The following is a 19,013-nucleotide window of genomic DNA, read 5'->3' on the forward strand; positions in this document are numbered from 1 at the left end:
CCGCCGCCCGCGGCCCTCCCGGCTAGCGGCGAACCTCCAGATACCGGCTCGGCGTATCGCCGAGGATGCGGCGAAACGCGGATATAAAGGCGCTCGCGCTCGCATAGCCGAGATCGAACGCGACCCGCGTCACCGGCTGCCCGTCGCTCAGGCGCGTAATCGCCGCGAGCATGCAGACCTGCTGACGCCACGCGGCGAAACTCACGCCGGTCTGCGCACGGAACAGCCGCGTAAACGTGCGCGTGCGCCGGCTCACGCCCGCATCGGTCGCCATCTGGTCGAGATCGGCCGCGATCGACGGCGACACGAACAGATGCCGGCAGATCCTCGCGAGGCGTGCATCGGCGGGCAGCGGCGCATGCAGCGACAGCCGCGGCATCGTCGCGATCTCCGCGACCAGCAGCGCCATCAGCTTGCCCGCCCGGCCGTCGACGTCGTACATCGCCGGCAGGTCGATCGCATCGTCGATCAGCTGCCGCAACAGCGGCGACACACAGTACACGCCGCACTGGTCCGGCAGCCCGGCGGCCCGGGCCGCATCGTCGGACACGAACGTGTTGAGCATCGTGACCGGCCCGGTCGTCGTCATTTCGTGGTGCACGCCGGCCGGCACCCAGCACGCACGCTGCGGCGGCACCAGCCAGCGGCCGTGCGGCGTCGACACGCCGATCGTGCCGCGCGACGCGAACGCGAACTGCCCGCGCCCGTGCGCGCGTTCCGGAAACGTCGTACCCGCCGCGTAGTCGTTGGCGGTCACGACCACGCTACGCGGAATGTGTTCGTAGGGATCCAGCAGCGTATTTCTCAAGGCCCGAAGTCCATCATGTGACGCGCCGCGCATCGCGCGGCATCCGGTCGGCATGCCTCATCGCAGCATGAACGACATGGCCGACAGACTGTTCAGCGTGCGCACGACGTGCTCGACCGACGGCCCGTCGAAGCGCAGCGTCACCGCATCGACCCGCTCGAGCGACGGCAGCACGCAGAACAGATCGGCGAGCGCGGCCGTCTGAACGCGTAGCGTGCAGGCGGCCGGTGCGGGCCGATGCGCGCTCGCGCGCCAGCCTGACGACAGCGCATGCGCAACCGTGTCGCGTGCGGCGGCCGCAAGACGCGCGCAGGACGCGGCCGGCGTGAGCGTGTCGCCGCTCGATGCACCGCCGGCCGTCTTGACCGTCTCGAAACGCGCGTCGGGAAACAGCGGCCGGGTTTCCTCGGCGAACACGTCGTCGCCCGACGCCAGTGCGACGTGCGCGCCGTATTCGCGCGCCAGCGCGCCGTACAGCCCGGCCTCGCCGAGCTCGACGCCATTCAGCCACACCTGCGTGAACGCGAAGCTGTTGATGGTGTGCGCGAGCACGCCGCGCGTCTGCGATTTCGCATGAAAGCCGATCATGAACACGAGATCGGGCTGCTGTTCGAGGCCCGCCATCATCCCGAGCGTGCGCGGCTTGCCGAGCACGACGCGCGCACGCGCATCGAGCCCGTCGGGCAGCAGATTGCGATAGCCACCATGCGAGTCGTTGACCCAGACGGCCTGCGCGCCGCCCGCGAACGCGCCTTCGATCGCCGCGTTCGCCTCGGCGGTCATCCAGCGGCGCGCGCGTTCGTATTCCGGATTGCCGGCACGCGTCTGCTCGGCGGCGAATACGCCGGCGACGCCTTCGATGTCGGTCGAGATCAGGATCTTCATGACGGGGAATGACGTCCTTCGTTGTCGTCGTTGAACAGGTTTTCGAGATCGGGCACCGCGACGCGCAGCGACTGCCGCACGTGACCGTCGCGCCCGACGACGGTCACGGCCTGCAGCAGCGCGTCGGCGATCGCGTGCTCGACGCTTTCGGCCGCGGCCATGAACAGCGGATCGAGCGCCGCATCGGCCACGAGGGCCGGCAGCGCGACGGTCGACGCGTCGTGCGCGATCGTGTACGCGGTGGAAAACGCGAGCGCGATGTCGCCGCTGCCGTGTCCGTAGACCGAACCGGTGCGGGCCAGGCCCGCGCCCGCGCGGCGCGCGAGCCGCGACAGTTGTCGCGCGTCGAGCGGCGCATCGGTCGCGAGCAGCAGGATGATCGAGCCTTGCTCGGGCGGCGCTGCATGTGTCGCCTGCGCGACCGAGGCTGCGGCGGCATGCCGCTGCGCGACGATGCGCCCGAGCGGCACGCCGCCGAGCGTCAGCATCGGCAGCCGGCCGAAATTCGCGAGCACGAGCGCGCCGACCGTATACGGCCGGCCGGCCGCGACGGCCACGCGCGACGCGGAGCCGATCCCGCCCTTCAGGTCGAAGCACGACATCCCGCGCCCGGCGCCCACCGCGCCGCGCGCGAAGCCGCGCGCCGCCGTGCGGCACGCGTCGTCGTAATGCGCGGCCGTCACCGCGAACGCCTGGATATCGTTCAGATAGCCGTCGTTGCACTCGAACACGAGCGGGTTGACGGTCGACCAGTCGCGGCCGATTTGCGGATTCGCCGCGATCGCCGCGCGGATCTGCGCCTGCGCGACCGCGCCGACGCCGAACGTGTTGGTCAGCGCGATCGGCGTATCGAGCGTGCCGAGCTCGTCGACCTGCACGAGCCCGACGCTCTTGCCGAAGCCATTGATCACGGCCGCGCCGGCCGGCACCTTGCTGCGGTACAGGTCGCCCGGGTGCGGCTTCACGACGGTGACGCCCGTCTGTACGTCGCCGGCATCGAGCGTCGCATGGCCGACCGTCACGCCCGGCACGTCGGCGATCGTGCCGCGCGGCCCGGCCGGCAGCGTCGCGCTCCACATGGGAACTGCACGCATCAGCGGCGCTCCAGCTTCGGGTCGAGCGCGTCGCGCAGCCCGTCGCCGAGCAGGTTGAACGCGAGCACGGTCAGGAAGATCGCGAGGCTCGGGAAGAGCGCGACGTGCGGTGCGGTCACCATGTCCGCGCGCGCCTCGTTGAGCATCGCGCCCCACTCCGGCGTCGGCGGCTGCGCGCCGAGCCCGAGGAACGACAGGCTCGCGGCCGTGATGATCGACGTGCCGATCCGCATCGTGAAGTAGACGACGACCGACGACACGGTGCCCGGCAGGATGTGCCGCATGATGATCGTCCAGTCGGACGCGCCGATGCTGCGCGCGGCTTCCACGTAGGTCATGTGCTTGAGCATCAGCGTGTTGCCGCGCACGAGCCGCGCGAACGCCGGAATGCTGAAGATCGCGACCGCGCAGATCACGTTGACCATTCCGTTGCCGAGGATCGCGACCACGCCGATCGCGAGCAGTATCCCCGGGAACGCGAACAGCACGTCGGCCACGCGCATCGTGATGCGGTCCCACCAGCCTTCGTAGTAGCCGGCGAGCAGCCCGAAGAACGTGCCGATCAGTGCGCCGAGCGCGACCGAGAAGAAGCCGGCCGCGAGCGAGATGCGCGTGCCGGTGATGATCCGGCTGAAGATGTCGCGGCCGAGCGAATCGACGCCGAACCAGTGCACGGCCGACGGCCCCGCATTCAGCGCGTCGTAGTCGAAATAGTTTTCCGGATCGAACGGCACGATATGCGGGCCGACGAACGCCAGCACGACGAGTGCCAGCACGAAGCCGCCCGCGACGAGCGCGACGGTCTGCTTGCGGAACTTGCGCCAGAATTCGCGCCACGGCGTGCGGATCGCGGTCGATGCGGCCGGCGCCGCGGGCTGGACAGTCGCGTTCATGCGCGCCTCACTTGAACCGGATGGTCGGGTTGATGACCGCGTACAGCACGTCGACGGTCAGGTTGATCAGGATGAACTCGAGCGAGAACAGCAGCACGATCGCCTGGATCACCGGGTAGTCGCGCATCGTCACCGCATCGACCAGCAGGCGCCCGAGCCCCGGCCAGTTGAACACGGCCTCGACGACGATCGAGCCGCCGAGCAGGAAGCCGAACTGCAGCCCCATCATCGTGACGACCGGGATCATCGCGTTGCGCAGGCAGTGCTTGAGCACGACCATCGGCTCGTGCACGCCCTTCGCGCGCGCGGTGCGCACGTAGTCCTCGTTGAGCACCTCGACGAACGATGCGCGCGTGAAGCGCGCCATCACGGCCGCGACCGCGGCGCCGAGCGTCAGCGACGGCAGCACGTAGCTCTTCCATGTGCCGTCCGGCACGACCGGCAGCCAGCCGAGCTTCACCGAGAAGATCTCCATCAGCAGCATGCCGAGCGCGAATGCCGGAAACGAGATGCCCGACACCGCGATCGTCATCCCGAGGCGGTCGGGCCAGCGGTTGCGCCACACCGCCGACGCGATCCCGATCGCCATTCCGAACGCCGTCGCCCACACCATGCTGACGAGCGTGAGCAGCAGCGTCGGCATGAAGCGCTCGCCGATCTCGGTCGACACCGGTCGCTTGCTGCGCGTCGACGTGCCGAAATCGCCGTGCGCGATCTTCACGAAGAAGTTCGCGAACTGCGCAGGCAGCGGCCGGTCGAGCCCGAGGTCGGCGCGCACGAGCGCGACCGTCGCGTCGTCGGCTTCGGGGCCCGCCGCGAGTCGCGCCGGGTCGCCCGGCAGCAGGTGCACGAACAGGAACACCAGCACCGCGACGATCGCGAGCGTGGGCAGCAAGCCGAACAGGCGTTTGACGAGAAAATTCAGCATGGGGCACCGATCGAATCAGTGCGCCGGCAGCTTGCGCCGCCGACGCCACGCAGCGGGCGAACCGCCGTCATTTCACCGAGATTTCGTCGAAGTTGAACGAACCGTCCGGCATCACGTACATCCCGTGCAGGCGCTTGCTGCGCGCATAGACGATCTTCTCCTGCACCAGGAAAATCCACGGCGCGTCGGTCCACACCTGCTTCTGCGCATCCGCGTACAGCGACGCCTTCTTCGCACGATCGGTCGTCTCGAGCGCCTTCGCGAGATCGTCGTCGACGGCCGGGTTCTTGTAGTACGCGGTGTTGTAGAGCTTCGGCGGCGCCGACGTCGACGCGAGCAGCGGCGACAGCGCCCAGTTCGCCTCGCCCGTCGACGCCGACCAGCCGCTGTAGTACATCCGCACCGGTGCGGTCGCCGGATCCTGCGCGCTCTCGACCTTCGCGACCCGCTCGCCGGCCTCGAGCGCCTGCACCTGCACCTTCACGCCGACCTGCGCGAGCTGCTGCTGGACGAACTGGATCAGCTTCTGCGCCGTCGAATGGTTGTATGCGGACCAGAGCGTCGACTCGAAGCCGTTCGGATAGCCGGCCTCCTTCAGCAGCGCGCGCGCCTTCGCCGGATCGTACGGCCACGGCCCGAGCTTCGTCGCGAATTCGACGCCGACCGGAGCGACGCCCGTCTGCGGGGTCGCATAGCCGGCGAACACGACCTTCGCGAGCGCTTCCTTGTTGACCGCGTAGTTCAGCGCTTCACGCACCTTCGGATTGTCGAACGGCTTCTTCTGCGTGTTCAGCGAGATATAGCGCTGGATGATCGACGGCCGTTCGATCAGCTCGACCTTCGGATTGCTCTTCAGGTCGGCCGCCTGCTCGAACGGAATCGTGAACGCGAAATCCGCCTCGCCGGTCTTGAGCAGCGCGGCGCGCGTGTTGTTGTCGACCACCGGCTTCCAGTCGATCGAATCGACCTTCGGATAGCCCTTCTTCCAGTAGCCGGCAAACTTCTTCACCTTCATGTCGTCGGTCTGCTTCCATTCGACGAACTCGAACGGGCCTGTGCCGACCGGATGCAGCGACACGTCGTGCCCCCACTTCTTCAGCGCGGCCGGCGAAATCATCACCGCCGACGGGTGCGCGAGCGTGTTGATGAACGCGGAGAACGGCTCGCGCAGCGTGAACCTCACCGTCATCGGATCGACCACCTCGGTCTTCTCGATCACGCGGAACAGCCCGTAGCGCTTCAGCTTGTTCGCAGGATCCGTCACGCGGTCGAAGTTCGCCTTCACCGCGGCGGCGTTGAAGTCGGTGCCGTCGTGGAACTTCACGCCCGGGCGCAGCTTGACCGTGTATGTCTTCGCATCGGGGCTGGCCTCATAGCCCGTCGCGAGCACGTTGACGAGCTTCATGTCCTTGTCGAAACCGAACAGCCCTTCGTAGAACGACTTGACGACCGCTTGCGACACCGTGTCGTTCGCGTCGTACGGGTCCATCGTCGTGAACGTCGAGTACACGGCGACCACGACGTTCTGTTGCGCGAACGCGGGCACCGCGACCGACAGCGCGAGCGCGCCTGCCCCTGCAGCGAAGAACGCGCGCGGACGGAACATCGGGAACGAATTCGGCTTGTTCATTTTGTCTGGCTCCTGTGGATGATTCGGTAACGCGTGGTGGAAATCGCGGTGTGACTGCATCCGCTCGGGAAAATGACGCCGTTGCCTGGCTCGTGCGCAGCTGCGGTCCATATGTCCTCCGCCGTGCAATCAATACGCGCCGCCGACGCGATGCGTCGCGACGTAATGATCGGGGCCGACCGCAACGAGCGGCGCGACCGTCGGCTCGTCGCCGGCCGCGCGGATCGGGCTCGGAATCTCGTCCGCCGCGAGTTGCCGCGGCGCATGCCGACGCGCCGGGTCGGCCACCGGCACCGCGCTCATCAGCTTCTTCGTGTACGGATGCTGCGGCGCCTCGAACACCGCGCGGCGCGGGCCGATCTCGACGATCTGGCCGAGATACATCACCGCGACGCGATGGCTGATGCGCTCGACGACGGCCATGTCGTGCGAGATGAACAAGTACGCAACGCCGAGCTCGCGCTGCAGGTCGAGCATCAGGTTGACGATCTGCGCCTGCACCGACACGTCGAGCGCGGACACCGATTCATCGGCGATCACGACCTTCGGGTTCAGCGCGAGCGCGCGGGCGATGGCGATCCGCTGGCGCTGGCCGCCCGAGAACTCGTGCGGATAGCGGCGCGCGGCCTCCGGCGGCAGGCCGACCTTGTCGAGCAGCCAGTCGACGCGCGCCTGCGCGTCGCGGCCGCTCGCGACGCCGTGCACGAGCAGCGGCTCCATGATCGAGAAGCCGACCGTCAAGCGCGGATTCAGCGACGCGAACGGATCCTGGAAGATGAACTGGATGTTCCGGCGCAGCGCCTGCAGATCCGCGCCCTTCAGCGCGCTGATGTCGCGGCCGTCGAATTCGATCGAGCCGCTCTGCGATTCCACGAGGCGCAGCAGCGAGCGGCCGGTGGTCGACTTGCCGCAGCCCGATTCGCCGACGAGCGCGAGCGTCTCGCCCGCGCGCAGCTCGAAGCTCACGCGCTCGACCGCATGCACGTATTGCGACACGCGGCCGAACACGCCGCTCTTCACCGGGAACCGCGTGACGAGATCGCGCACGCGCAGGATCGGCGGCGCGGCCGGATCGACGTGCGGCTGCGCATCGACCGCGGCCGCGCCGGAGGTGTCGTTCGCGGCAGGCGCCGGTGCGGCGGCGCTCTTGCCGTCCACCTTCAGCAACGGGAATTTCTCGGGGATATCGGTACCCTGCATCGAGCCGAGCCGCGGCACGGCCGCGAGCAGCGCGCGCGTGTAGCGGTGCGCGGGCGTCGCGAAAATGCGCTCGGACTCGCCTTCCTCGACCTTCTCGCCGCGATACATCACGAGCACGCGATCGGCCACTTCGGCGACCACGCCCATGTCGTGCGTGATGAAGATCACGCCCATGTTCATTTCGTCCTGCAGGCCGCGGATCAGTTGCAGGATCTGCGCCTGGATCGTCACGTCGAGCGCGGTCGTCGGCTCGTCGGCGATCAGGAGCGCGGGCCGGCACGACAGCGCCATCGCGATCATCACGCGCTGGCGCATCCCGCCGGACAACTGGTGCGGATAGCGCGCGAACACGCGGCGCGCCTCCGGAATGCGCACGAGATCGAGCAGCCGCAACGCTTCCGCGCGCGCTTCGGCCGCGCTCTTCGACTGGTGCAGCGCGATCGCCTCGCTGATCTGGTCGCCGACCGTAAACACCGGGTTCAGCGACGTCATCGGTTCCTGGAAGATCATCGCGATGTCCGCGCCGCGGATTCCGCGCATCGCCGCCGCGCTCGCCTGCGCAAGATCGACGATCGCCCCGCCGCGGCGCCGCAACGCGATCCGGCCGCTCGTGATCTCGCCGCCGCCGTGCTCGACGAGCCGCATCAGCGCGAGCGACGTGACCGACTTGCCGGAGCCCGATTCACCGACGATCGCGAGCGTCTCGCCGCGATCGACGTGAAACGACACGTTGCGCACCGCATCGAACGTCGCGGTTTCGCGACGGAACATGACCGACAGGTCGTCGACGGCGACCACGCGCTGCTCCGGCAGCACCAGCGCGGACGGGGTTCGGCTCGAAGTCATGCGAAGGTCTCCTCGTGCGGTCCGGGATCAGGCCGCATCGTCGCGATAGATGCCGACCACCGGCGTCTCGCCGACGCGCGCGTAGCCGCGATACATCCCTTCCGTGTTGAACGGCATCGCGACGTTGCCGTGCGCATCGACCGCGATGATCCCGCCGCGCCCGGCGAGGCGCGGCAGCTTGTTCATCACGGCGTCGTGCGCGGCGTCGGCGAGCGATGCGCCGCGATACGCGATCTGCGCGGCCACGTCGTGCGCGGTCGCAAGCCGGATGAACATCTCGCCGGTGCCCGTCGCGGATACCGCGCAAGTCGCATCGTCCGCGTAGCAGCCGGCGCCGATGATCGGCGAATCGCCGACGCGCCCGGGCTGCTTGTTCGTGATGCCGCCGGTCGACGTCGCCGCCGCGACATGGCCGTTGAGGTCGCACGCGACCGCGCCGACCGTGCCGTGCTTGCGATCAGGATCGAGCGGTTCGGCCGGCTGCCCGGCGCCGAACGAGAAGGTCGCGGCATCGTGATCGAGCATCATGCCGGCTGCCGCCGCGCGCGCCTTGAGCCACTGCGCATGACGCGCTTCGGTATCGAAGTAGCCGGGCTCGGCGAGTTCGAGGCCCTGCGCGGCCGCGAACGCATCGGCGCCCGCACCGGCGAACAGCACGTGCTCGCTCGCCTCCATCACGCGCCGTGCGGCGAGGACCGGATTGCGCACCCGGGTCGCGCTGCAGATCGCGCCGGCCGCGAGCGTCGCGCCGTCCATCACCGCCGCGTCGAGTTCGTGCTTGCCTTCGGCCGTATAGACGGCGCCGCGCCCTGCATTGAAGAGCGGGCAGTCCTCGAGCATCCGCACGGCGACGGTCACGGCGTCGAGCGCGCTGCCGCCGTCGGCGAGCACCTTCTGCGCGGCCTGCAGGATCGCGGTGAGCTCGGCGCGGTACTGGCGTTCGGTGTCGGTATCCATCGCATCGCGCAGGATCGTGCCTGCACCGCCGTGAATCGCGACAATCGCGGGTGAAGTCATGATTTTTTCGGACCGGAGGAAGAAGGGTTGGCGGCCGGCAGCACCGCTTGCGGCTGGATCAGCCATGGCAACAGGAATTCGGTCATCTCGGCCGCGGACTTCGCGGAGCGGTGCGTGCGCAGCGCGACCGCATCGATCAGCGCCTCGATCATCGTCAGCACGGCCGCTTCCGACGTGGCCGCGAAACGCCGTTCGGCCTTCACGTACAGATTCAGCGACGCGACCGGTGCAAGCGGCGAACCCGGCCCATCGGAAATGCCGAGCACGCGTGCGCCACGCGCGGCCGCGCGACGGGCCAGCTCGATCGTGTCCTTCACGTAGCGCGGAAACGCGAGCGCGATCACGAGATCGCGCGAGTCGGCCGTGTACAAGCGCCGCGCCGCATGCGAAGGGCCGCCGAGCAGCGCGAGCGACTGCACGTTGTCGTGGCACACCGACAATCCATGCTCCATCAGCCCGGCCAGAAACGCGCTCGAACCGGCGCCGAGGATCAGCACGCGCCGCGCACCGACGATCGCTTCGACGGCCGCCTCGACATCGGCCGCGTCCAGCTGCGCGCGCGTGTTCCCGATGTTCGTGACGGCCTGGTCGAACACCGCGTCGATCCACGCGGCGCCGCGCACGCCCTGCTCTTGCTCCTGTTCCTGCGCGGAACGCAGCCGCTCGACGGGGCCGAGCGTCGCCTCGAAACCGCGCACGAGCGCCGCGCGCATCGCCGGATAGCCATCGAAGCCGAGCGCCTTCGCGAAGCGATTCGCAGTCGCGATCGATGCATTCACCGCCTGCGCGAGTTCGTCGATCCGCATCGTCGCCGCACGAAACGGATTCGCGAGCACGAACTCGCCCATCCGGCGGTGGATCGGCGTCATCCGCGGCATGGCCGACGCGATGCGCTCTGCGATCGCGGATTCGTCCTGACTGGCATCGTGCGGAACGAGAGGCGTCATACGAATGGTTTTGCAAGGTAGATGAAAATCAATTTACACAATCTATCGGTTGGAAAAAATAAATTTTCATGACGGTGGACATGCGCTGCGTCGTACCGGCCAGGAATCGGGCAATTGTCCGGCCGTTGCGAAGCCCCGCTGCACGGGCGTTGCGCACGCAATCGTCGCGCGTCGCCATGCGTGCCGTGCCCGCCCGCCCATCGGGAATACCCCCAGGCACATTCGAATGCGGATTCGCGACGGCTGGACTCGGCTTCGAATAGCCGGCGTGGACGCAATGCACTGCCATCCGGCTTCCACCCCTCCGTGTTTCAGGCGCCGCGCTGCTCGTGCGGGTTTTCGCACTCGCCTCGATACCTTACAATTCGTCAGCTTTATCGCTGCATGCTCCCTCTTGCAGTCCTGACACCACGGTACACTCGACGCACGCCGTATCAGGGTCCGACGCGCGACAGGCGCGCCGGGCGGCGTCGCGCCTCGTTGCACCCACAACTGGATGCCAGCCATGCCAGATCCCCGTCCCTCGCCCCGCACGACATTCAAGCCGCAGGTCGTGCTGCCCGCGCTCGCGGTCATCGGCGCACTGCTCATCGTGTGCGGGTGGCACCCGAACGAAGCCGGTGCGCTGTTCTCCTCCGGCCAGCAATGGGTCGTCGCGCGTTTCGACTGGTTCTACGTACTCGCCGTCACCACGTTCCTCGTGTTTCTCGTGCTGATCGCGGCGAGCGACTTCGGCAACATCCGGCTCGGCCCCGATGACGCCGAGCCCGAGTTCAGTTTCCTGTCGTGGACGGCCATGCTGTTCGCGGCGGGCATGGGCATCGGCCTCATGTACTTCGGCGTCGGCGAGCCGATGCAGCACTTCCTGAAGCCGCCGACCGTCGACCCCGGCACGCCTGCCGCCGCGCGCGAGGCGATGCTGATGACCTTCTTCCACTGGGGCTTCCATGCGTGGGCGATCTACGGGCTGATGGGGCTCGTGCTCGCGTACTTCGGCTTCCGCTACAACCTGCCGCTGACGCTGCGCTCCGGTCTGTACCCGGTGCTGCGCGAGCGCGTGAACGGCTGGATCGGCCACACGGTCGACGCGTTCGCGCTGGTCGGCACGGTCGCGGGCATCGCGACGACGCTCGGCTACGGCGTGATGCAGATGAGCGCGGGCCTGCATACGGTCGCCGGCTGGGACACGAGCGGCAACGCGTTCCGCATCGGGCTCGTCGCGATCGTCGTGATCCTGGCGGGCGCATCGGCCGCGAGCGGCCTCGACAAGGGCGTGCGGCGGCTGTCGGAGCTGAATCTGCTGCTGGCGTTCCTGCTGCTTGCGTTCGTGGTCGTCGCGGGCCCGACGTCGTTCCTGCTGCGCGCGCTCGGCGACAATATCGGCCAGTATCTGGCGAATCTCGTCGACCTGTCGTTCCGCACCTATGCGTACGCGCCGCCACGCGAGGAAGGCTGGTTCGGCGGCTGGACGATCCTCTACTGGGCGTGGTGGGTATCGTGGTCGCCGTTCGTCGGCATGTTCATCGCGCGGATCTCGCGCGGCCGCACGATCCGCCAGTTCGTGATCGGCGTGTTGCTCGTGCCGACCGCATTCAATCTCGTATGGATGACCGTATTCGGCAACAGCGCGATCTGGCTCGACACGCACGGCGCGGCCGGGGCACTCGCGCAAACGGCTACCCGTGTCGATGCGTTGCTGTTCCGCTTCTTCGATTTCCTGCCGCTGCCGCAGTTGCTGTCGATCGCCGCGATCGTGCTGATCGCGGTGTTCTTCGTCACGTCCGCCGATTCGGGTGCATTCGTGATCGATCAGATCGCGACGCGCGGCGCCGCGCATTCGCCGGTCTGGCAGCGGCTGTTCTGGGCTGGGCTGCTCGGCGTGACGGCAGCCGTGCTGCTGGTCGCGGGCGGGCTCGGCGCACTGCAGGCGATGACATTGATCGCCGCATTGCCGGTCGCCCTGATCATGCTCGCGCTGTGCTACGGACTGTGGCGTGGGCTCGCGGCCGATCGCGTGCACTATTCGCAGGCCGTCGCGCCCGCGACGAGCTTCTGGACCGGCCAGCACTGGCGCCATCGCCTGACGCACATCCTGCGGCAGACGACCGAAGCCGACGCACGCCAGTTCGTCGCGGAAACCGTCGAGCCCGCGCTGCGCAAAGTCGCCGACGAGTTGCGGGCGGGCGGCGTCGACGCGCACGTGCAGCGCGACAGCGAAGACGCGGTACGGTTGACCGTGCCGACCGCGGAACACCGTGACTTCGTCTATGGCGCGCGCGTGACGGCGAAATCCGCCGCCGCGTTCCTCATGCGCGAGGCGGCCGAGCCGGAATCGCAGCGTGCACACGTGTACGGCATCGTCACGTTCTTCGAGGATGGTCGGCTCGGCTATGACGTCGAATACCTGCGCGGCGACGAACTGATTGCCGACGTGCTGCGTCAGTACGAACGCTACGTGTCGCTCGCGGCCGACCAGCGTACGCATCTGCTGAGCCGTGCGCCGGGGCACGCTACGGAGGCCGAATGAACGAGACCGTCACCTTTATCGCGTCAAACCGGCGCGCGGCACCCGACGGAGTCGCACGATGAGCGGCCTCCTGCACGATCGCACCGGCGACGTCGTCGCGCTCGCCACGCTCGCGCTGCTGTACCTCGGCGGCGTCGGCCTCGCGCTGTGGCGGATTCGCACCGCCGCGCGACGCGGCAAGTTCTACTGGATCGCCTGCATCGCGCTACTGGCAGGCGGCGCCATCGTGATGACCGCGAACCTGTCGCCCGTGCCGAACAGCGGTGAAATGCCGCCGGGCTTCGCGCTCGGCGTCGAAGCGGTGCTGCTCGGGCTCGCGCTCGTTGCAGCCGGCTGTGCGTGGCTGATGTTGCGCGCCCGGCGCGGCTGATATCCGCCTTTTGCATGGCCCGCCCTTGTCACGCGTCAACAGCAGCGCGCGTGCCGAACGTCGTGCCGCTTCCCCTCTCCCGATGCGTCATGCGGACGGCGCACGTGCGGTGACGAGCCAGCATGCGGCATCGAAGCGCACGTTCGTGCCCTGCAGGTAGCCGTCGTACTCGGCGCGAACCGTATCGATCACGCGTCGCCGCGTCGCATCGTCCGCGTGCTGAAGCGCGAGCCCGACCGGCCCCAGCCGCGCGATGTAGTCGTCCAGCGCGGACGCCGGCAACGTGCATGCGACATCGATCGGCTCGATCGCGATATCAGCCCAGCCGCTATCCGACAACACCGACGCGATCCGCTGCCGGTCGCCGAATGCGAATTGTCCCGGCGCACCCCGCTGCCGCGCCGGCAGGTTCGGCAGCAACGGCGCCGCGGCGCGTTCAGCCGTCGTCATGAACGGATTGTCGGCCGCGCCGCGCCATGCGACGAATCGCAGTTGCGCGTTCGCGCGCGCCGCACGCCGCAGGTTCTCGAACGCGCGCACCGGATCGTCGAAGAACATCACGCCGAAGCGCGACACGATCAGGTCGAACTGACCGGGCGCAAACGCATGCGTCTGCGCATCGGCATGCACGAAGTCGGCGCCAGGGCCGTCGCGTTCGGCGCGTGCCTTGGCGGCGGCAATCATCCGCGCCGAGATGTCGACACCCGTACAGTGCACGTGCGCGTGCACGCCGCGCCGCCGTGCAATCGCGAGCGTCACCGCGCCCGTGCCGCACCCGACGTCGAGCACGCTGCGTGCGGACGCCGCCGCCGCATCCGCGAGCAGTATCTCGAACGGCTCGAACATCCGGTCGAGCGAGCGCTGCGCGTCGACCCACGCAAGCCCCGACGGGCCGTTCCACAGCGCAGACTGCGCTTCGTTTGCCGGGCTGTCTTTCATCGTCGACTCTCCTTTGTCCGCGTCGTTGATCGTGATCCGGACTATGCTGCTTCAAGCCGGCTTGAGGTCAAGGCCACGACGCTGGCACGCTTCACGCCGAGCACCTGAGCACTTGTCGCGCCCCACTTTTCATAATTCTTACATTCGTGTTGCGTATCGTTGACGGCTTTCCCACGGTGCCTCCCATGCGACGATTCCTCTCTCGCGCGCGATTCGTGCGTTGCGCCCCGCTTGCTGCCCTCGCGGCGCTGTCCGCGTGTTCGAATCACATCGATACACCCGCCGATCCAGCGAGTGCCGCGATCAACGTCCAGGCCGCGTGGGTCGAGATCGGTGATGCGAACCAGGCGATCGCGCGCGTGATCACGAACTACAGCCCCGCGTCCGCGAGCGATCCGCTGTGCCCGCAACTGTCCGTCGACGGCAAGCTGTCGCGCATGACGCTGCGCACCGGCGCCGCGACCATCGCGCAACGGCCGACCGCCAGCGACCCGGCCGATTCGAAACCGTCGAGCTTCCCGGTGTCGGTCTGCGAAACGACGCTGCCGGCCGATGCGCAGACGGCGAGCGTCGCAGGCCGCGCGCTGCCGCTGCCGAAAGCGCAGCCGCAGCGCATCGCGATCATCGCCGACACGGGCTGCCGGATGAAGAAGGCCGACAACGCATGGCAGGCGTGCAGCGACGCGACGGTCTGGCCGTTCGACACGATCGCGGCGAGCGTCGCGAAGCTGTCGCCGGACCTCGTGCTGCACGTCGGTGACTATCACTACCGCGAGAACGCTTGCCCGCCCGACATCGCTGGCTGCAAGGACAGCCCGTGGGGCTACGGCTGGGATACGTGGCAGGCCGACCTGTTCCGCCCGGCCGCGCCGCTGTTCGCGAAGGCGCCGTGGGTCGTCGTGCGCGGCAACCACGAGGAATGCGCGCGGGCCGGCCAGGGCTGGTACCGCTTTCTCGATCCGCACCCGTATTCGACAGCCCGCTCGTGCGACGATCCGGCCAACGACAACGATGCGAACTATTCGGATCCGTATGCGGTGTCGCTCGGCGGCGGCACGCAGGTGATCGTATTCGACACCGCGAAGGTCGGCCGCAATCCGCTGAAGACGACCGACGCGCAATTCCGCATCTACCAGAAGCAGTTCCAGACGGTGGCGTCGCTCGCAGCGAAGGCCGGCATGACGACGACGATCTTCACGAACCACCATCCGATCCTCGCGTTCGCGCCGATCGCCGGCAGCACGCCCGCGCCGGGCAACCTCGCGCTGCAGTCGGTGATGTCGAGCCTGAACGCGCAGGCGTACTACCCGCCCGGCATCCACGTCGCGCTGCACGGGCACGTACACGACTTCCAGGCGATCAACTTCTCGTCCGGGCATCCGGCGACGATCGTGTCCGGCAACGGCGGCGACAATCTCGACGTCGCGCTGCCCGATCCGTTCCCGGCCGACCTGACGCCCGCGCCGGGTGCCGTGATCGAGCGGCTCTCGCATAACAACAGCTTCGGTTTCCTGATCATGGAGCGACGCGCGGCGCCGGCGACCGGTTGGGTGTTCCATGCATATTCGGCGGCGGGCAAGCTGCTCGCGTCGTGCGACCAGTCGGGCACGACGCTCGCATGCGACAAGACGGGGTTCATCGCGCCGTGAGTGATGAAGTTCGATTGCTTGGCGGTTTGACGGGTTTGACGGGTTCGACCGGCCGCCGGTGGTGGACGGCCGGAACGCGGAAACGGCCGGGTTCGTCGGCGGCTTCCGTCGAGCGTTCGGCTGCGGCTTCGGCTTCGGCTTCGGCTTCGGCTTCGGCTTCGGCTTCGGCTTCGGCTTCGGCTTCGGCTTCGGCTGCGGCTGCGGCTGCGGTTTCAGTTTCGGCTTCGGTCGCCGGCAGCGGCTGCACGGCACGCGTACTTGCCGCCGCCTTGCTCGCCGGCGCGGCGCTCGCAACCCACGCCGCACCGTCCGAAACGACCCTGCTCCCCGGCGCGCCGCCGTCGCGCGTCGTCGACACGATCGGCAACGGCACGCCGCAGGTGACCGGCAAGGTCGACGCGGCGACCGCCCGTTTCGCGCCCGACCCGACGCTCGTCGCGCTCGGCCGCCGGATCTTCTTCGATCCGCGCCTGTCCGAGCCGCGCGGCATGTCGTGCGCGGGCTGCCACGATCCGGCGCGCGCATTCGCGCCGACGCTGTCGGCCGCCTCGCTCGCGGGGCCCGGCGTGCCGGAAGGCAGCCGCCACGGGCGCTTCAGCCAGCGCAACGCGCCGTCGCTGCTCTATGTGCGCTACGTGCCGCGCCGCCACTTCTACCAGGACGACGACGCGCCCGCGCCGTCGCCGTTCGGCGGCCTTTTCAGCGACGGCCGCGCCGACACGCTCGCCGAACAGATCCGCGGCCCGTTGTTCGATCCGAACGAGATGAACAACCGGTCGCCGGCCGCGCTGCTGCGCAAGGTTGACGCAACCGAACTGGCGGGCGATCTCGCCGTGCACTTCGGCGCATCGGTGCGGCGCGATCCCGAGCAGCTGGTGCGCGCGCTGGGCTCGGCCGTCGAGGCCTATCTGCAGAGCGACGACATGGCGCCGTTCACGTCGCGCTTCGACGCGTTCCTGCGCACCCGCAAGCCGCTCGCGCCGGCGGAGATGCACGGCCTGGCGCTGTTCCGCAATCCCGACAAGGGCAACTGCATGAGTTGCCACACGCTGTCGGAAACGTCGAACCGGCCGGAGCGCTCGCTCTTCACCGATTTCGGCTACGACGCGATCGCGGTGCCGCGCAACCGTGCGCTGCCCGCGAACCGCGATCCGCGCCATTTCGACAACGGCCTGTGCGACACGGCAACGCGGCTGCGCTGGCCCGAGCCGACGCAGTGGTGCGGCTACCTGCGCACGCCGGGGCTGCGCAACGTCGCGGTCAAGCAGACATTCATGCACAACGGCGTGTTCACGACGCTGCGCGACGCGGTCGCGTTCTACAACACCCGCTCGACCGACCCGGGCTACTGGTATCACGGCGCCAGGACGTTCGACGACGTGCCGGCCGCCTATCGCGGCAACATCAACGTCAATTCGACGCCGATGAACCGCCAGCCGGGCCTGCCGCCCGCGCTGACCGACGCGGAAATCGACGACATCGTCGCGTTCCTCGGCACGCTGACCGACGCGCGCTACGCGCATCTCCTCCCGCCCGCCGCCCATGCGGCCCCGGCTGCCCCGCTCACCGGGTCGCCGGTCGTCCGCACCGCCGCGCCTGCGCGCTGACCCTGGCCGAACGGCCAGGCGCATGCGCGCCCGCTTGCGGCCGCCTCACATACTGGTTATATTTACAGTACTGTATTTATGAACAGTGAGGTGCGCGATGGAACATCTGGTCCGTATCGTCAACGACACCGATCGCCAAGTGCTGGCCTGGCTGCGTGCGCAGGTCGGCGACGCCCGCGTCGAGCGCGCGGCACGCCAGCTCGGGCACACACGCAAGCCCTTTCCTTCCGCGGTATGCCGGTATCTCGGCATGAGCGCGCCGGCCACGCTGCGCCAGGCGGAACGGCCGCGTGCCGCACGCGACTTCTCGGTCGGCGATCGCTACCTGTCGCTGATCCGTCAGCACCTCGCCGCGCATGCGGTCAGCCGATGAAATCGCCGAAATCGTATCGCCGGCGCGTGATGGCGCGGCGGGCCACCGGGGTGAACGCGGCGTGCCGGATTGGCCGGCCCGTGCCGCCGTCACGCCAGCCGAGCCCGATAGCCGACGCGCCAGCCCGGCCGTCACCGGCCCTGCTTACGCAGCGGCGGCCGCGTCGCGTATCAGCCGGCCGAGCGTTTCGATCGCCGCTTCGTGCGCCGTGTCGAACGCCCGCGTGCAGGCAAGCCGGATACACGCATCGAAGCGGTCGGAATTCGAGAAGATCGACCCGGGTGCGATCCTTACCCCGCATGCCAGCGCGGCCTCGAACAATGCTTCGGAACGCACACTGTCCGGCAGCGCGATCCACAGCAGCATGCCGCCGGGCGGCCGGTTCATTCGCGTGCCGGCTGGAAAATGGCGTGCGATCACGTCGATCGTCACGTCGCGCTGCACGCGAAGCTGTTCGCGAAACCGGTGCAGGTGGCGATCGAACGCACCCGAGCCGACGAATTCGGCCACGACGGCCTGCAGCAACGCGGCGTTGTGCCGGCTGTGCGCGAACTTGAGCATCTTCACGCGCGCGTGCCAGCGGCCCGCGCTCATCCAGCCGAGCCGCATTCCGGGCGCCAGCACCTTGTTGAACGACGGGCAGTAGATCACCGTGCCGTCGCGGTCCCATGCCTTCTCGGGCTTCACCGCGTGCGGCGCTTCGACGAGCTCGCGATACGGTTCGTCCTCGATCACGGCCACGCCGCGACGCGAGCACAGCGCGACCAGCGCGATCGTGCCCGGTTCCCGCACCGCGCAGGGCCGATTCAGCCGAGCAGAGCCGACAACCCCACCCGACACATCCTGCCCGCCGCGCGGCATGCACTCCACGCCTTTGCTACCGCACCTTCCACGCACGCTCGAGCCATTCGAACAACGCCATCCCGGCCAGCATCGCGACGACGAATGCGATGCCCTTGACCGAGCCGAGGCCGATCGACACGAGCGCCGGCCCCGGGCAGAACCCGGCAAGCCCCCAGCCGATGCCGAACACGGCACTCCCGACGACGAGCCGCACGGTGATCGTCCGCGCGGTCGGCCACTGGATCGGCAGACCGAGCAGCGACCGCGTCCGGCGCTTCGCCCATGCGAACGCGAACACGGCGACGCCGATCGCGCCGGCCATCACAAACGCGAGCGACGGATCCCAATGGCCTGCCAGGTCGAGAAAACCGAGCACCTTCTGCGGGTTGGCCATCCCCGACACGATCAGCCCGACGCCGAACAGCAACCCCGCCAGAAATGCGAATCCTGCCTGCAT

Annotated in this window: 17 protein-coding genes and 1 pseudogene; 5 read left to right on the top strand and 13 right to left on the bottom strand. The window is 68.6% G+C overall.

Going from position 1 to position 19,013, the window contains the following annotated elements; translation table 11 throughout:
* Positions 1–22: 22 nt before the first annotated feature.
* The 9 genes from AC1Z3W_RS10495 to AC1Z3W_RS10535 all read right to left on the bottom strand — a co-directional run bounded on the left by AC1Z3W_RS10495 (position 23) and on the right by AC1Z3W_RS10535 (position 10,248).
* Complete coding sequence (locus AC1Z3W_RS10495) at positions 23–808, bottom strand: AraC family transcriptional regulator (protein ID WP_483507553.1); 786 nt, start codon at positions 806–808, stop codon at positions 23–25.
* 57 nt (positions 809–865) lie between these two features.
* Entirely contained in the window at positions 866–1,693 is an 828-nt protein-coding gene (locus AC1Z3W_RS10500; protein WP_057928293.1) for a M55 family metallopeptidase, read from the bottom strand.
* Complete coding sequence (locus AC1Z3W_RS10505) at positions 1,690–2,787, bottom strand: DmpA family aminopeptidase (RefSeq protein WP_124834210.1); 1,098 nt, start codon at positions 2,785–2,787, stop codon at positions 1,690–1,692. Before AC1Z3W_RS10505 ends, AC1Z3W_RS10500 begins: the two co-directional genes overlap by 4 nt.
* A complete protein-coding gene (gsiD, locus tag AC1Z3W_RS10510; protein ID WP_057928295.1) occupies positions 2,787–3,680 on the bottom strand; it encodes a glutathione ABC transporter permease GsiD in 894 nt (297 codons plus the stop codon). Before gsiD ends, AC1Z3W_RS10505 begins: the two co-directional genes overlap by 1 nt.
* Before the next feature lie 7 nt (positions 3,681–3,687).
* Positions 3,688–4,608 (bottom strand): glutathione ABC transporter permease GsiC, encoded by a 921-nt coding sequence (gene gsiC, locus AC1Z3W_RS10515; RefSeq protein ID WP_057928296.1) that lies wholly within the window; start codon positions 4,606–4,608, stop codon positions 3,688–3,690.
* A gap of 67 nt (positions 4,609–4,675) precedes the next feature.
* The gene (gene gsiB, locus AC1Z3W_RS10520; RefSeq protein ID WP_124834211.1) at positions 4,676–6,238 is read right to left on the bottom strand and encodes a glutathione ABC transporter substrate-binding protein GsiB; all 1,563 of its coding nucleotides are present in this window, start codon (positions 6,236–6,238) and stop codon (positions 4,676–4,678) included.
* A 129-nt stretch (positions 6,239–6,367) separates the two neighbouring features.
* Entirely contained in the window at positions 6,368–8,284 is a 1,917-nt protein-coding gene (locus tag AC1Z3W_RS10525) for a dipeptide ABC transporter ATP-binding protein (RefSeq protein WP_483507554.1), read from the bottom strand.
* A gap of 27 nt (positions 8,285–8,311) precedes the next feature.
* Positions 8,312–9,301: an isoaspartyl peptidase/L-asparaginase family protein gene (locus tag AC1Z3W_RS10530; RefSeq protein WP_124834213.1), complete on the bottom strand. Its 990-nt coding sequence runs from the start codon at positions 9,299–9,301 to the stop codon at positions 8,312–8,314.
* Positions 9,298–10,248, bottom strand: coding sequence for a MurR/RpiR family transcriptional regulator (locus AC1Z3W_RS10535; protein WP_057928300.1), 951 nt, complete (start codon positions 10,246–10,248; stop codon positions 9,298–9,300). The genes AC1Z3W_RS10530 and AC1Z3W_RS10535 overlap by 4 nt, the downstream gene beginning before the upstream one ends.
* 505 nt (positions 10,249–10,753) lie before the next feature.
* On the opposite strand from AC1Z3W_RS10535, the gene AC1Z3W_RS10540 reads away from it, so the two are divergent.
* The gene (locus tag AC1Z3W_RS10540) at positions 10,754–12,775 is read left to right on the top strand and encodes a BCCT family transporter (RefSeq protein ID WP_124834215.1); all 2,022 of its coding nucleotides are present in this window, start codon (positions 10,754–10,756) and stop codon (positions 12,773–12,775) included.
* Between the two features lie 58 nt (positions 12,776–12,833).
* Positions 12,834–13,145, top strand: coding sequence for a hypothetical protein (locus AC1Z3W_RS10545; RefSeq protein ID WP_057928302.1), 312 nt, complete (start codon positions 12,834–12,836; stop codon positions 13,143–13,145).
* 87 nt (positions 13,146–13,232) lie between these two features.
* Here the strand turns inward: AC1Z3W_RS10545 and AC1Z3W_RS10550 are convergent, their stop codons facing one another.
* Complete coding sequence (locus AC1Z3W_RS10550) at positions 13,233–14,084, bottom strand: class I SAM-dependent methyltransferase (protein WP_483507555.1); 852 nt, start codon at positions 14,082–14,084, stop codon at positions 13,233–13,235.
* 185 nt (positions 14,085–14,269) lie between these two features.
* On the opposite strand from AC1Z3W_RS10550, the gene AC1Z3W_RS10555 reads away from it, so the two are divergent.
* Positions 14,270–15,733, top strand: coding sequence for a metallophosphoesterase family protein (locus AC1Z3W_RS10555; RefSeq protein WP_483507556.1), 1,464 nt, complete (start codon positions 14,270–14,272; stop codon positions 15,731–15,733).
* Here AC1Z3W_RS10555 and AC1Z3W_RS10560 read toward each other — a convergent pair.
* Positions 15,720–15,980, bottom strand: a complete 261-nt coding sequence (locus AC1Z3W_RS10560; RefSeq protein ID WP_483507557.1) for a hypothetical protein — start codon at positions 15,978–15,980, stop codon at positions 15,720–15,722. The two genes, AC1Z3W_RS10555 and AC1Z3W_RS10560, sit on opposite strands and share 14 nt — an antisense overlap.
* A gap of 22 nt (positions 15,981–16,002) precedes the next feature.
* On the opposite strand from AC1Z3W_RS10560, the gene AC1Z3W_RS10565 reads away from it, so the two are divergent.
* Positions 16,003–17,340, top strand: a complete 1,338-nt coding sequence (locus AC1Z3W_RS10565; RefSeq protein WP_483507558.1) for a cytochrome-c peroxidase — start codon at positions 16,003–16,005, stop codon at positions 17,338–17,340.
* A gap of 97 nt (positions 17,341–17,437) precedes the next feature.
* Positions 17,438–17,713 (top strand): CppA family protein, encoded by a 276-nt coding sequence (locus AC1Z3W_RS10570; protein ID WP_057928306.1) that lies wholly within the window; start codon positions 17,438–17,440, stop codon positions 17,711–17,713.
* A gap of 144 nt (positions 17,714–17,857) precedes the next feature.
* Here AC1Z3W_RS10570 and AC1Z3W_RS10575 read toward each other — a convergent pair.
* Together AC1Z3W_RS10575 and AC1Z3W_RS10580 are read right to left on the bottom strand one after the other, a co-directional pair.
* Positions 17,858–18,484 (bottom strand): annotated as a pseudogene (locus AC1Z3W_RS10575) (aminotransferase-like domain-containing protein); the annotation flags it as partial.
* A 106-nt stretch (positions 18,485–18,590) separates the two neighbouring features.
* Positions 18,591–19,013, bottom strand: coding sequence for a YeeE/YedE family protein (locus tag AC1Z3W_RS10580; RefSeq protein ID WP_057928307.1), 423 nt, complete (start codon positions 19,011–19,013; stop codon positions 18,591–18,593).

It is taken from the genome of Burkholderia sp. 10_S31 (assembly GCF_056930375.1).